We start from the raw sequence: 15,077 nt of genomic DNA on the forward strand, positions 1-15,077 counted from the left end.
ATCTCTATTGCGCCGGTTCCACATTGGTGTAGGCGGCTTCCTCGAGTTCGTGCTTCAGCCGTGCTTGCTCATGGATCTTCGGCGTGACGAAACGGCCAAGCAGGAGATAGGCGACCGGTGTCAGGAACAGCGTCGAGACGGTGGCCAGGCCAAGCCCGCCGACGATGACCCAGCCGAGCGCCACGCGTGCCTCGGCGCCCGCGCCGGCGGCCAGCACGAGCGGCACACCGCCGAGGATTGTGCAGATCATCGTCATCATCACCGGCCGCAGGCGGATGGTGGAGGCCTGCTCGATCGCTTCGCGCACGCCGAGGCCGTGGTCGCGCAATTGGTTGGCGAATTCGACGATCAGGATGCCGTTCTTGGCCATGACGCCGACCAGAAGCACCAGGCCGATCTGGCTGTAGGCATTGAGGCTGGTGCCGGACAACAGCAGCGCGAAAATGGCGCAAGCAAGGCCGAGCGGCACCGTCGCCATGATGATGACGGCACTGACGAAACTCTCGAACTGGGCGGCCAGCACCAAGAGGATGATGACCAGCGCGAAGCCGAAGATGGTGATCATGGCGCTGTTGGTCTCGCCCAAAGTCGCGGCCTCGGCCAGCGGCAGGATGCGGCTGCCGGGCGGCAGAAGCGGCGTGGCGATTTCCTGCGCGCGCGCCAGCGCATCGCCGAGCGCGAAATTGCCCGAGAGGTTCGAGGTGATCGCCACCGAAGGCTGCTGCTGCTCGCGCGACAGCGACGGCGGCACGGCGCGTTCGGTCAGCGTGGCGATGGTCGACATCGGCACGAAGCGGCCATCCGCCGTCTTGAGGAAGACATTTTCCAGATCGGTCGGGTCGTTGATCGGATTGGTGGTCGAGACCAGCTTCACGCCGTAGCTGCGGTCGGCGATGTAGACATCGACGACGTCATTGCCGTCGAGCATGGCTTGCATGGTGTTGGCAAGCCCTGATATGTCGATGCCGAGATCGGAAGCGCGCTCCCGGTCGATGGCGACGGAGAGCTGCGGCTGGGTCGGGTCGATCGACAGGCGTGGCGTCTGGAAGCGCGGATCCTTCTGCATCTCGGCGATGATCTTGACCGCGGCATCGCCAAGCGCCTTGCGGTCGTTGCCGACCAGCGCGAACTGCAGGCCGTTGCCGGCGCCGCGGATGCCGAGGCTGTTGGGTTGGACCGGGAAGATGCGCACGTTGGGCACCTCCTTGGTCAACTGTCTGATCTCGGCCATGATCTGCTGCTGGCTGCGGCTGCGCTCGTCCCACGGCGCCAGCGTCATCACCATGAAGCCTGAGTTGTAGGCGCCATTCCTGCCGGCGCTCTCGAAGGTGCTGATGATCTCACCGGAATCGCGCAGCGGCTGGATCAGCCGCTCGATCTTCTGCATCTGCTGCGTCGTGTAGTCGAGGCTGACGCCTTGCGGGGCACTGATGCGCAACAGCACGGCGGCGCGGTCCTCGGTCGGCGTCAGCTCCTGGCGGATGGTGCCGAACAGCGTGAAGGCGACGCCGGCAAACAGCACCGCGACAAGAACCACGATCCACGGCGCGTCGAGACATGCATGGAGCGCGCGCTTGTAGCCGGCATTCAGGACACCGCCGATGCGCGCGCCGATGCCGTGGCCGCCTTCGTGGTGGAGCGACGCGCTGGTTAGCATGCGCGAGGCGAGCATCGGACAAAGCGTCAGTGCCACCACGCAGGACAGAAGCACCGACATCGCAAGCACGAAGCCGAATTCGCGGAACAGGCCGCCGGTCTGGCCGGGCAGGAACGAGATCGGCACGAAGACGGCGACCAGCGTCAGCGTCGTGGCGACGACGGCGAAGAACACTTCCTGTGCGCCGAGCACGGCGGCTGCGCGCGGGCCCATGCCTTCGTTGCGCCGTCGCACGATGTTTTCCAGCGCCACGATGGCGTCATCGACGACAAGGCCGGTGGCCAGAACCAGGGCAAGCAGCGTCAGGATGTTGACGGAGAAGCCGGCCAGATAGATGGCGGCGATGGTGCCGATCATGGCGACCGGCATCGACAGGCCGGGGATGAGCGTGGCGCGCCAGTCGAGCAGGAAGACATAGATGACGATCAGCACCATGGTGACCGACAGGCCGAGCGCGATCTCGACCTCGTGCACCGCGCCCTTTACGAAGACCGCGTCGTCGCTGGTGATCTTGATCGCCATGCCCTTGGGCAGGTTCTCCTGCAGCTTGGCGACGGCGGCCTGGACGCCGGTCGAAATGTCCAGCGTGTTTGATTCCGCCTGGCGGATGATGCCGATGCCAATGCCGGTCTTGCCGTCCGAACGCAGCGTTGTCTGGCCGACATCGGGGCCGAGCGTGACGGTCGCGACATCGCGGATGCGCGTCGTGCCGCCGATGATGATGCTTTCGAATTCCTCGGGCGTCGTCACGTCGGCCGTGGTGCGCACGATCAGATCCTGGTTGGTCGTGGTGATCGACCCGGCCGGGGAATCGAAGGCGACGGAGGCGAGCGCCGCCCGGAGATCGGCGACCGTGAAGCCAAGGCTGGCGAGCTTGTTCTGGTCGACATCGATGCGGAAGATCTTGTCGCGATCGCCATAGACCTGGACGTCGGCGACGCCGGGCACGGCTGCCAGCTCGTCCTCGATCTGGTCCTGGACCACGACCGTCATGTCCTGGATCGACATGCTGTCGGAGGTCACCGCCAGCCGCATCACCGCGTCGGAATTGGCGTCGGCCTTGACGATGCGTGGCGGATCGGCCGTGTCCGGCATCTGGTTGGCGACGCGGCCAACGGCATCACGGACATCCGAGGCGGCGACGTTGAGATCGACACCGTCGTTGAACTCGATGGTGACGCGGCTCGAGCCGAAGGAAGAGGAAGACGAGATCGACTTGACGCCGGAGACGCGGGCTACCGCGCCCTCGATCGTGTCGGTCAATTCGCGGTCGACGGTTTCGGCCGCGGCCCCTTCGAAAGTGGTGGAGACCGTGACGACGGCGCGGTCGACGTCGGGCAGTTCGCGGACCTCGACACCGTAGAAGGCAGCGAGGCCGGCAACGGCAATGAGGGTGTTCAGCACGAAGGCCATGACCGGCCGGCGGATGAACAGCGCGGTGAAGCCTGTATCGCTGGCGGCGTTGACGGTGCCGGTCATGAGCCTTCCGCGGCGTCGACGGCGCGTTGCTCCTGGCCAGCGATGCGAACCTCGCCGCCTTCGCTGACACTTTGGGTGCCTTCGGTGACCACCATGTCGCCGCTGCCGATCTCCGCGTCGATCAGCACGGTTTCGGTGTTGCGCTGGATGATGCGAACCGGCAACCGCCTGGCCTTGCCGTCCTCAATCCGCCAGACATAGGCGCCGTCCGATCCCCACAGGATCGCCAGCGGGCTGACGGCGGGATAGGTCTCGCCGGGGAACTTCACGGTGATTCCGAACGACATGCCGGCGCGCAGCGAATCGGCCGGGTTGGCGATCTTGGCCTTGACCAGCAGGGTGCGGCTCTTTTCGTCGATGTGGTTGTCGATGGCGGAAACCGTGCCGGTATAGGCGTTGCTCGGATTGGCAATCGGCGTCGCCGTCAATTGCGCGCCGACCTTGACGGCGGCGGCGAAGCGCTCGGGCACCTGGAAATCGACCAGGATGGAGGACCGGTCATCAAGCGTGGCGATCGCCGACTGGTTGGTCACGTAGTTGCCGGCCGAGATCGGCAGGATGCCGACGGTGCCGGCGATCGGCGCCAGGATCGAGCGGCGCCGCAGCGCAAGCTCGGCATCCTGAAGCGCCAGCTTGGCTCCGGCCAGCACCACTTCGGCATCGGCCACCGCGACCGGCGTGGCGGCGTTGGAGGCGCGCAGCGACTTGACGCGGTCGAGCTTGGCTTGCGCGTCCTGCAAGGCGAGCTTGGCCCGGTTCTGGGCGATGATCTCCGTCTCGGAATCGAGCGTCGCGATGATCTGCCCCTTGTCGACACGGCTGCCGGATTCGACCAGCAACTCGGCAAGGCGGCCGGAACTGTAGGGATTGACGGTCACCGAGGCGTTCGCACGGCCGGTGCCGATCGCCTGCAGGCGATCGTTGATGGTGGCCATGCTGGCTGGCGACGCGACGATCGTGGCAATCCGAGTGCGCCCCACCTGCCGGGCGCCAACCGCCGCGGTTTCCTTCGCTGGAGGCGTCGCGCCATACGCCCAGTCCCAGCGTGCCAGCACTTCAGGAGCGCCGGGGTAGAAACGCGCCCACGCAGCCACGGCGGCGACCACGATCACAAATGCAAGAACAATCTGTTTCCAGCTCGACATCGATACCCCAGCGGCAACAATCGTCCGCTGGGTTCCAGGTGGAAGCGGATGCAGCGACGATGCGGGCTGGCGGCAACAACCGGCCGCGCCCGATTATCATCGGTTTATGGCAATTATCACGCAATCGTGCACATTAAATCTCGGTAACGTGAATTCGGGACGCTGTAGCGGAACTGATGCGATGGCCGGGGAATCTGCTTATCGCAGGCCTTCCATCTCGCGGATGCGCCGGGCGCCGTCGGCCTCGAGTTGTCTTGTGACGGCGCCGATCAGCGTTTCGGCGACGACGAAAAGCGCCGCCGAAGAATCCCATGCGGAGGGCACGGCGGTTCGTCCGGCGATGACATGGCGGGCAAAGCGGGCGATCGGCGACAGCCACTGGTCGGTGAAGAGCACGATCTGAACGCCGCGCTGATGCGCCTTCTCGGCGAAGCGGACTAGGCTATCCTGGTAGCGCCTGATGTCGAAGATCACCAGCACGTCGCGCTTGCCCATGTCGATCAGCCTGTCGCGCCACATGCTCTCTTGGCCGGCGAGGTGAAAGACATCGGGCTGGATGACGGCCAGGTGGGCGGCCATGTAGCGCGCCAGCGGATCGGTGAAGCGGCCGCCGATGAGGAATGTCTTGCCGCGCCGCTCGGCCAGCCTGGTGGCAATGTCGGCAAGCTGCTTGTCGGACAGATGGCGGAAGGTCTCTCGCATATTGTCGAGCGTCGCCTCCAGCATCGGAGACGCCATACCGCCGCTGGGCGAAGGCGGGTTGAGTGTTCGTATCGCCGGAGACTGCAGTTGCGCCGCCAGTTCGTCCTGCAGGCTCGACTGGAACTCCGGGTAGTTCTGGAAGCCGAGCCGGGCGACAAAACGCAGGATCGTCGGCGAGGAGACGCCGGCCGCGGCCGAGAATTCGGCGACCGTCTTCAGGCCGATCATGGGATAGCTCGCGATCAGAGTCTGCGCCGCGCGTCGTTCACCAGCAGGCATCGCGCCGATACGGTCGGCGATCAATTCGGCAATGTTGGAAATCATCTTTTCCCCACCTTGGCCCGCAGACGGTCTTTTCCTCAGATCGCATTTGACAAAGCCAAGCAAACTGTATGAAATCATCCATAGGGACGCAATGAGGCAAAATACGTAACATTCGATACAGCGCTCCCCGGGGACTGCAGACTATGGAGAAAGCACGGCCCGCCAGCCTTGCATCGTCTGATACCGTGCGGGTGACGAACCCCGGCGGATCGTGCCCTTTCGTATTGACCTGCGACCACGCTTCCAATTTCCTGCCGGCCGAATTCGGCAGGCTCGGCCTTGCCGCCGAGGACCTGTCGCGTCACATCGCCTGGGATCCCGGCGCGCTGCCGGTGGCGCTGCGCATGGCGCAGGCGCTCGATGCGACGCTGGTCGAAACTCGCATTTCGCGGCTGGTCATCGACTGCAATCGGCCGCTCGACGCGCCGGATCTGGTGCCGCCGGTCAGCGAAAGCACGGCAATACCGGGCAATACCGGCCTGTCCGAAAAGCAGCGCGCGGCGCGGGTCGCTCTGTCATGGCAGCCATTTCACAGCACCATCGAGCGCATCGTCGAGGAACGGTTGGCGCGCGGGCAAGAGACCCGGCTGGTTTCTGTGCATTCCTTCACGCCGGTCTACAAGGGCCGCAACCGGCCGTGGCATATCGGCATCATCCATGACGAGGATCGCCGCCTGGCGGCGCCGCTGATCGGCGCGCTGCAGCGGTTGGCCGGGGTTGCGGTCGGGGTCAACGAACCCTATTCGCCTGCCGACCGCGTCTATTTCACGCTGGAACGGCATGCGCGTTCGCGTGGCTTGCCCTGTGCGATGATCGAAATCCGCAACGATGAAATCTCCGGTGAAACCGGGCAGCGGAAATGGGCGGATCTGCTTACGGGCATTTTTTTGAATCTGGAGCCAGAGGAGGCCAAGGGCTCTCGACGAAGCGCAGTCGGAAAGTCAGTTCAATCGGCCAGCTAAGAACCAACAGGGGAATTCTGACATGACAACACCTGATCACTCCGACAAGTCGGAGGACACAAAAATCCTTCACAGTATGGGCTACGCCCAGGAATTGGCTCGCCGCATGAGCGGCTTCTCCAACTTCGCCATTTCCTTCTCGATTATCTGCATTCTGGCGGGCGGCATTACGTCTTTCCCGCTGGCGATGGCCACCGGCAGTGGTTTCGAGGCGACCATCGGCTGGGTCATCGGGGGCGTCTTCGCCCTTGTCGTTGCTGCTTCGTTGGGCCAGATCGGCTCGGCCTATCCTACCGCCGGCGGCCTCTATCACTGGTCGTCGATCCTGGGCGGACGCGGTTGGGGCTGGGCCACGGCCTGGATCAACCTGCTCGGCCTGATCTTCGTGGTCGCCTCGGTGAATGTCGGCGTCTACCTGCTTTTTCAAGGGCTCGTCGCGGGCCCGATCTTCGGCTGGGACACATCGACCTGGGGCTTCTGGCAGCAGACGGTGGCTGTCGTGATCATTACCGTCACCCAAGGTCTGTTCAATCATCTCGGCATCAAGACGACAACGAGATTGACCGACTTTTCCGGCTACCTCATCCTCGTCGTTGCGGTCGTGCTGACGCTGACTTTCCTGATCTGGGGCGCGCATGGTTTCGACCTTTCGCGACTGACGACCTTCGTCAACACGACCGGCGATCTCGGTGGTGGCTATGTTCCGACGGCCCGCACTGCACTCGTGGCCTTCCTGATCGGCCTTCTCTACCCGCTTTACACGATCACCGGTTTCGACGCCTCGGCGCATACCGCCGAGGAAACGCACAATGCCCGCGTTGCGGTGCCCAGAGGTATGATCCACGCGGTTCTCTGGTCTCTCGTCTTCGGTTTCGTGATGGCGGTCTCCTTCGTCCTCGCGAGCCCCGATCTCGTGGCGACCGCCAAGGACGGCGGCAATGCCTGGTTCAATCTCTTCAACAACCTGCCGGCGCCGACCTGGCTCAAGGATCTGCTCGGCATCTGCATCGTGCTGTCGAACTATCTGTGCGCGCTGGCCGGCCTTACTTCGACCTCGCGCATGATCTTCGCCTTTTCACGTGACGGAGGTCTGCCGGGATCGTCCTTGTGGAAGCAGGTTTCGCCGACCTGGCGCACGCCGGTCCCGGCTATCTGGCTAGGTGTCGTGCTGTCGATCGCCGCCACGCTCTATTCGCCGGCTTTCGCGGCGCTTGCAGCCGGCTGCGCTCTCTTCCTCTACGTCTCCTATGCCATGCCGATAGCGGCCGGACTTTTTGCGGAAGGAAAGACCTGGACCGAATTCGGACCGTTCCGGCTCGGCATCTGGTCAAAGCCGTTCGCCATCATCACCGTGATTGGTGTCATGGTGCTGATGTATGCCGGCATCCAACCGCCCTTCGACATCCTGATCAATTATGCGATCGGATTGATCATTCTGCTCGTCGTTTTGTGGTTCGCCGTTGAAAATCGCCGCTTCCAGGGGCCGCCTATCGGCGAGGCGGCAATCGCCAAGCGCAGGGCGATCATCGCAGCGGCCGAAAAGGCCGTCGGCGAATCCGCCTGAACAGCCAATCAAACCGTGGCGGGTTCGCTCGCCACGGTTTTCTAGTTCCGTCAACATGACAAGCCCGAAACGACCAAGCACTGGAGTGCCAAAGGAATGGCCGGAAATTTCTCGTTCGATCAGTTGAAGAAAGCGGTCTCCAATGGCGAGATCGACACGGTGCTGGCATGCATTGTCGACATGCAGGGCCGGCTGGCGGGAAAACGGTTCCTGGCGCAGTACTTCGTCGATTCCGCGCATGACGAAACGCATGGCTGCAACTACCTGCTCGCGGCCGACATCGATATGGAACCGGTGCCGGGCTACAAGGCGGCAAGCTGGTCGAAGGGCTATGGCGATTTCGTCATGAAGCCGGACCTCGCGACGCTGCGGCGCATTCCCTGGCTGGAAAAGACCGCGCTGGTGATCTGCGACGTGCTCGACCACCACACCCATGACGACCTGCCGCACTCACCGCGCGCCATCCTGAAGAAGCAGGTCAAGCGGCTGACGGAGCGTGGCTACATCGGGTATTTCGCTTCCGAGCTCGAATTCTATCTTTTCAACGAGACCTACGATTCCGCCCGCAAGAAGCACTGGCAAGGTCTCGACACCGCATCGCCTTATATCGGCGACTACCAGATCGGCATCACCACCAAGGAAGAAGGCGTCATGCGCCGGCTTCGCAACGAGATGGAAGCGGCCGGCATTCCGATCGAGAATTCCAAGGGCGAGTGGGGTCCGGGCCAGGAGGAGATCAATGTGCGCTATGCCGAAGCGCTCGACATGGCCGACCGCCATGTCATCCTGAAGAACGGCGCCAAGGAGATCGCCGAGTCCGAAGGCAAGGCGATTTCCTTCATGTCCAAATACAATTACGGGCTCGCCGGCAATTCCAGCCACATCCACAATTCGCTGTGGAGCGCCGACGGCAAGACGCCGCTGTTCTTCGACAAAAAGGCCGACTGGACCTTGTCGACACTCGGTCAGCAATGGGCGGCCGGGCAGTTGAAATACGCCAAGGAATTCACCTGGTTCCTGGCGCCCTACATCAACTCCTACAAGCGCTTCCAGGCCGGCACCTTCGCGCCGACCAAGATCATGTGGAGCGAGGACAACCGTACTGCCGGCTTCCGCCTGTGCGGTGAGGGCACCAAGGGCATCCGCATGGAATGCCGCATCGGCGGCGCCGACCTCAATCCCTATCTGGCTTTTGCCGCGCTGATCGCCGCCGGCCTTGCCGGCATCGATGAAAAGCTCGAGTTGCAGAAACCCTTCGTCGGCGATGCCTATCAGGCATCTCGTTTGCCGGAGATTCCAAAGACGCTGCGCGATGCCACCGAGACGCTGGCCAAGTCGAAGATGCTGAAGCAGGCGCTCGGCGAGGATGTGCTCGAACACTATGTCCACACGGCGAAGTGGGAACAGTTCGAATACGACCGCCGGATCACGGATTGGGAACTGCACAGAGGGTTCGAGCGATATTAAACCAAGCCACCGCTGCCCTCCGGCCATCGCTCGAAGGCGGCGGCGCCAATCAAGATTTCATGAAGTGCGAGGACTGAACGAATGACCGAAACGGTCAAGTTAAAATCTCCGATCGACGGCTCGATCTACGCCGAGCGTCCGATCGCCACGGACCAGGCGATCAACGCCGCGGTCGAACGCGCCAAGGCGGCGCAGGAGAGGTGGGCGCAGGTGTCGATCGTCGAGCGCGGCAAGTACATGCTGGCGATGCTCGAAGCGCTGGTCGCGATGACCGACGAGATCGTGCCGGAGATTGCCTGGCAGATGGGGCGGCCGGTTCGCTATGGCGGCGAGTTCGGCGGCGTCAAGGAACGTACCAACTATATGGTCGAGATCGCCGAGCAGGCGCTCAAGCCCGTGCCGGCCTCGAATCCCAAGGATGGGTTCCGCCGCTATGTGAAGAAAGATCCGCTCGGCGTGGTCATGGTGATCGCCCCTTGGAACTATCCTTATCTCACTGCCGTCAACACAATCGTGCCGGCGCTGATGGCCGGCAATGCCGTCATCCTGAAACACGCCGCGCAGACACTGCTGGTCGGCGAGCGCTTCAGCCAAGCCTTCGACAAGGCCGGCCTGCCCAAGGGCGTGTTCCAGAATGTGGTTCTCAACCACGCCCAGACCGAAAAACTGCTGGGTTCCGGCAAGATCGATCATGTCAATTTCACCGGATCGGTCGGCGGCGGCCGTGCCATCGAAAAGGCGGCGGCCGGCACCTTCATGACGCTTGGCCTCGAACTCGGCGGCAAGGACCCGGCCTACGTGCTGTCCGACGCAAAGATGGATCACGCGGTCGCCAACCTCGTCGACGGCGCCTTCTTCAATTCCGGCCAGTGCTGCTGCGGCATCGAACGCATCTATGTGCACGAGAAGGTCTATGACGAGTTCGTCGAAGGCTTCATCGCCGAGACCAGAAACTATGTCGTTGGCAATCCACTGGAGCAGGCGACGACAATGGGGCCGATGGCGCAGGCGCGTTTCGCCGACCTGATCCGCGAGCAGAAGGCCGAGGCGTTGCGCAAGGGTGCGGTGGCGCACATCAATATGAAGGTGGCTAACGACAAGGCCGGCTCCCCCTATCTGGCGCCGGAGGTGTTGACGGGAGTCGACCACCAGATGAGTGTCATGCGCGAGGAAAGTTTTGGCCCGATCGTCGGCATCATGAAGGTGCGCAACGACGAGGAAGCGATCGCGCTGATGAACGACAGCCCCTACGGACTGACAGCCTCGATCTGGACGCGCGACACCGAGCATGCGGTGGCGATCGGCGACCGGGTCGAGACCGGCACGGTGTTCATGAACCGCTGCGACTATCTCGATCCGGCGCTGGTCTGGACCGGCGTCAAGGACACCGGCAAGGGCGTTGCCCTGTCGGCGCTCGGCTACGACAATCTGACCCGGCCGAAATCCTTCCATCTGCGTGAAGCCATCTAATTTTCGAAAGACAAGCAATGTCCAAGCTCATCTCCAAATGGAACTATCCCACCACCGTCCGCTTCGGCGCCGGGCGCATCAAGGAATTGCCGGAGGTGCTCGCGGCCACCGGCATCAAGCGGCCGCTTTTCGTGACCGATCCGGGATTGGCGAAACTGCCGGTGGTCGCCTCGACGCTGAAGATCCTGGATGAGGCGAAGGTGCCCTATGGCGTGTTCTCCGAGGTGAAGCCGAACCCGGTGGACTCCAATCTCACCGCCGGCATCGCGGTGTTCAAGAAGGGCAAACATGACGGCGTCATCGCTTTCGGCGGCGGCTCGGCGCTCGACCTCGGCAAGCTGATCGCCTTCCAGGCCGGCCAGACGCGGCCGGTGTGGGATTTCGAGGATGTCGGCGACTGGTGGACGCGCGCCGACTCCGACGCCATTGCCCCGATCATCGCCGTGCCGACCACGGCCGGCACCGGCTCGGAGGTCGGTCGCGCCGGTGTCATCACCAATGAGGCAACGCACACCAAGAAGGTGATCTTTCACCCGAAACTTTTGCCGGCGATCGTCATTGCCGATCCGGAACTGTCGGTCGGCATGCCGGGCTTCATCACCGCCGGTACCGGCATGGACGCGCTCGCCCATTGCCTCGAAGCCTATTGTGCACCAGGGTACCATCCGATGGCCGACGGCATTGCCGTGGAAGGCGTGCGCCTGGTGTTCGAGAACCTGCCGAAGGCTTATGCCAACGGCAAGGACCTTGTCGCCCGCGCCCATATGATGAGCGCGGCCGCCATGGGCGCTGCCGCCTTCCAGAAGGGACTGGGGGCCATCCACTCGCTGTCGCATCCTATCGGCGCGCTCTACGACACCCATCACGGCATGACCAATGCGGTGTTCATGCCCTATGTGCTGGCCTTCAACCGGGACTCCATCGAGGAGCGTATTGCCAGGCTCGCCGCTTATTGCGGCATCAAGGGCGGGTTCGACGGCTTCGCCAAGGCGATCATCAAATTGCGCAAGGAATTGAAGGTGCCGCACGCGCTGCCGGGCCTGATCAAGGGGCTCGACATGGACAAGAAGCGCAAGGCGCTGATCGCCGACATGGCGGTGGTCGATCCGACGGCCGGCGGCAATCCGGTCAAGCTGACCAAGAAGGCCGCGCTGACGCTGCTCGAAAACGCTATCGCCGGGACGGTCTAAGGCCGGTTCCGGGGTGCGGAAGTTGATTGGGAAACGAAGGGAAAGGAAAGGGGAAGGGGCAATATAGGACGGATTAATGATTAGCCGGAAAATAAAGTGATGGCTAATTGCTACAGCCCGTTAAAAAGAGTTAACTTTTCACGCTGCGAGGCGCCGGTTTCACAAAGCTTTCATCTGGCTGTCACACGGAAACGATACCGCATCGCAGACGTCCAACGGCGTCAGTTTAATGGAGAGAACACATGTTCAAACTCACGGGGAAAGTGCTTTCCCTTTCGGCCGCGACCCTCATGGTGTCGTCGGTGATTTCGTCCGCCGCTTCGATGGACGATCTCATCAAGGCCGCGAAGGCCGAAGGCCAGCTCACCACGATCGCCTTGCCGCATGACTGGTGTGGTTACGGCGAGGTCATCGCCGGCTTCAAGGCGAAATATCCGGAAATCACCGTCAATGAACTCAACCCCGACGCCGGTTCCGGCGACGAAGTCGAGGCGATCAAGGCCAACAAGGACAACAAGGGCCCGCAGGCTCCTGATGTCATCGACGTCGGCCTCTCGTTCGGCCCGACCGCCAAGGCCGATGGCCTGTTGATGCCCTACAAGGTGTCGACCTGGGACTCGATCCCGGACAGCGCCAAGGATGCCGACGGCGCCTGGTACGGCGACTATTACGGCGTGCTCGCCTTCGAAGTGAACAAGGATCTGGTCAAGGAAGCTCCGACCGACTGGGCCGACCTGCTGAAGCCGGAATTCGCAAACTCGGTCGCCCTTGCCGGTGATCCACGCGCTTCGAACCAGGCCATCCAGGCCGTCTACGCCGCGGGCCTTTCCGGTGGCGCGGCAGCTGGTGAAGCCGCCGGCACCGCTGGCCTCGACTTCTTCAAGAAGCTCAACGCCGCCGGCAATTTCGTCCCGGTCATCGGCAAGACGGCGACGCTCGCACAGGGCCAGACGCCGATCCTCGTCACCTGGGACTACAACGCGCTTTCGGGCCGCGACACGCTGAAGGGCAACCCGCCCGTCGACGTCATCGTGCCGAAGACCGGCGTCGTCGCCGGTGTCTACGTGCAGGCGATCAGCGCTTTCGCGCCGCATCCGAATGCAGCCAAGCTGTGGATGGAATACCTCTATTCCGACGAAGGCCAGATCGGCTGGCTGAAGGGCTATTGCCACCCGATCCGCTTCAACGATCTTGCCAAGAACGGCAAGGTCCCGGCTGATGTGCTGGCCAAGCTGCCGCCGGCGGAATCCTATGCCGCCGCCGCGTTCCCGACGCTCGACGAACAGGGCAAGGCCAAGGAAGCCATCACCAAGAACTGGGACGCTGTCGTCGGCGCCAACGTCAAGTAAAAACTTGAAATCCACCGGGCGGCCACGTGTCCGCCCGGTCTTTCCTCGAAGACGGTAGCCGGCGCATGACCGATCTTACGCTTTCCAGTCAGGCCATTGCGGGAAAGACCGCGCCCCCAGGAGAAGCGCGCGCCTTGCGGTTTCCGACGCAGTGGCTCGGCGTGACGCCGTTCTTCATCTTCGCCATCATGTTCCTGATTTTGCCGACGCTCTATCTGATGCTTGGCGCATTTCAGAACGATGCCGGCGAATTCACGCTGGAAAACATCTTCGCGCTATCGCAGGCGAACATCGTTGCCGCCTATTGGATATCGATCAAGGTAAGCCTGGCCTCGTCGCTGATCGGCGCCTTTGCAGGCCTTGCCATCGCGATTGCCATCGTGCGCGGCGGTCTGCCGAACTGGATACGGTCGACAACGCTGACCTTTTCCGGGGTGGCTTCCAATTTCGCCGGCGTGCCTCTTGCCTTCGCCTTCATCGCTACGCTTGGCCGCCTTGGACTGGTTACCGTTCTGCTCAATACGCTGGTTGGGCTGAATATCTATGCGCATGGTTTCAACCTGCTGTCGTTCTGGGGGCTGACGCTCACCTATATCTACTTCCAGATCCCGCTCATGGTGGTCATCATCGTGCCGGCGATCGACGGGCTGAAGAAAGAATGGGGAGAGGCCGCGGCGACGCTCGGCGCGACACAGTCGCAGTACTGGCGGATGGTTGTGATACCCGTGCTATGGCCGAGTTTCCTGGGCACCGTGATCTTGCTTTTCGCCAATGCCTTCGGCGCCATCGCCACCGCCTACGCGCTAACGGGCTCTTCGCTCAACATCGTGCCCATCCTGCTCTACGCACAAATACGCGGCGACGTGCTGCACAATGCCCACCTCGGCTATGCGATTGCGTTCGGCATGATCTTCATCACCGGGCTGGCCAACATCTTCTACATCTGGTTCCGGACCCGTTCCGAGAGGTGGCTCAAATGAAGGCTGGCAGATTCTGGGCCTGGGTCGTCTTCATCCTCGGCGCGGCCTATTTCTTCATACCGCTCATCGCGACGATCGAGTTTTCGCTGCGCATGCGCCGCGGCGTCTATTCCTTCGACGCCTACAAGGTCGTGCTCGGCGATAGCCAGTTCCAGACAACTTTCATGTATTCGGTGATCGTGGCGGTCTTCACCATCCTTCTTGGTGTTCTGATCGTTGTGCCCACGGCCTATTGGATCCGGCTGCGTCTGCCTCAGCTTCGCCCGGTGGTCGAGTTCATCACCTTGTTGCCGCTGGTCATCCCGGCCATCGTCATCGTCTTCGGCTATATCAGGATGTATGGCTCGAATTCGCCCCTGCCGTTCCTGTCAAACAATTTGGCCACAAATGCTCTGCTGGTCATCGGCTACGCGGCGCTGGCGCTGCCCTATATGTACAGGGCAGTCGACACCGGACTTCGGACCATCGACGTGCGGACGCTGACGGAAGCGGCTCAGATACTCGGTGCCGGCTGGGGTACGATCGTCACCCGCGTGATCCTTCCCAACGTGTTGATCGCCGTGCTCTCCGGTGCCTTCCTGACGTTCGCGATCGTCATCGGCGAGTTCACCATGGCAAGCCTGCTCAATCGGCCCGCTTTCGGTCCATATTTGCAGAACCTGGTTGCCAACCGGGCCTATGAACCGGCGGCGCTGTCCATTATCGCCTTCGTAATCACCTGGGGGTGCATGTCGCTGATCCAGGTCCTGTCGCGGTTTGCGCCGAAGTCCGCCAACCGTCCGAATTGA

At 62.5% G+C, this 15,077-nt stretch carries 11 protein-coding genes; 8 read left to right on the forward strand and 3 right to left on the reverse strand.

Going from position 1 to position 15,077, the window contains the following annotated elements; genetic code table 11:
* Positions 1-4 precede the first annotated feature (4 nt).
* From FJ970_RS09290 to FJ970_RS09300, 3 genes are all read right to left on the reverse strand, one after another.
* Complete coding sequence (locus FJ970_RS09290) at positions 5-3,136, reverse strand: efflux RND transporter permease subunit (RefSeq protein WP_140756113.1); 3,132 nt, start codon at positions 3,134-3,136, stop codon at positions 5-7.
* The gene (locus FJ970_RS09295; RefSeq protein WP_140756111.1) at positions 3,133-4,281 is read right to left on the reverse strand and encodes an efflux RND transporter periplasmic adaptor subunit; all 1,149 of its coding nucleotides are present in this window, start codon (positions 4,279-4,281) and stop codon (positions 3,133-3,135) included. The genes FJ970_RS09290 and FJ970_RS09295 overlap by 4 nt, the downstream gene beginning before the upstream one ends.
* Before the next feature lie 198 nt (positions 4,282-4,479).
* Positions 4,480-5,307 (reverse strand): MurR/RpiR family transcriptional regulator, encoded by an 828-nt coding sequence (locus tag FJ970_RS09300; RefSeq protein ID WP_140756109.1) that lies wholly within the window; start codon positions 5,305-5,307, stop codon positions 4,480-4,482.
* A gap of 143 nt (positions 5,308-5,450) precedes the next feature.
* Here FJ970_RS09300 and FJ970_RS09305 point away from each other — a divergent pair, with 143 nt between their 5' ends.
* From FJ970_RS09305 to FJ970_RS09340, 8 genes are all read left to right on the forward strand, one after another.
* The gene (locus FJ970_RS09305; protein ID WP_140756107.1) at positions 5,451-6,269 is read left to right on the forward strand and encodes an N-formylglutamate amidohydrolase; all 819 of its coding nucleotides are present in this window, start codon (positions 5,451-5,453) and stop codon (positions 6,267-6,269) included.
* Positions 6,270-6,291: 22 nt separating this feature from the next.
* Positions 6,292-7,833 (forward strand): amino acid permease, encoded by a 1,542-nt coding sequence (locus FJ970_RS09310; RefSeq protein ID WP_140756105.1) that lies wholly within the window; start codon positions 6,292-6,294, stop codon positions 7,831-7,833.
* Positions 7,834-7,929: 96 nt separating this feature from the next.
* Positions 7,930-9,300 (forward strand): glutamine synthetase family protein, encoded by a 1,371-nt coding sequence (locus FJ970_RS09315; protein ID WP_140756103.1) that lies wholly within the window; start codon positions 7,930-7,932, stop codon positions 9,298-9,300.
* 81 nt (positions 9,301-9,381) lie between these two features.
* A complete protein-coding gene (locus FJ970_RS09320) occupies positions 9,382-10,770 on the forward strand; it encodes an aldehyde dehydrogenase family protein (RefSeq protein ID WP_140756101.1) in 1,389 nt (462 codons plus the stop codon).
* Between the two features lie 17 nt (positions 10,771-10,787).
* Positions 10,788-11,960: an iron-containing alcohol dehydrogenase gene (locus FJ970_RS09325; protein WP_140756099.1), complete on the forward strand. Its 1,173-nt coding sequence runs from the start codon at positions 10,788-10,790 to the stop codon at positions 11,958-11,960.
* Between the two features lie 242 nt (positions 11,961-12,202).
* Positions 12,203-13,309, forward strand: a complete 1,107-nt coding sequence (locus FJ970_RS09330) for an ABC transporter substrate-binding protein (protein ID WP_140756097.1) — start codon at positions 12,203-12,205, stop codon at positions 13,307-13,309.
* A 65-nt stretch (positions 13,310-13,374) separates the two neighbouring features.
* Positions 13,375-14,289, forward strand: a complete 915-nt coding sequence (locus FJ970_RS09335) for an ABC transporter permease (protein WP_140756095.1) — start codon at positions 13,375-13,377, stop codon at positions 14,287-14,289.
* Entirely contained in the window at positions 14,286-15,077 is a 792-nt protein-coding gene (locus FJ970_RS09340) for an ABC transporter permease (protein WP_140756093.1), read from the forward strand. The genes FJ970_RS09335 and FJ970_RS09340 overlap by 4 nt, the downstream gene beginning before the upstream one ends.

It is taken from the genome of Mesorhizobium sp. B2-1-8 (genome assembly GCF_006442545.2).
Classification (GTDB): Bacteria; Pseudomonadota; Alphaproteobacteria; order Rhizobiales; family Rhizobiaceae; genus Mesorhizobium.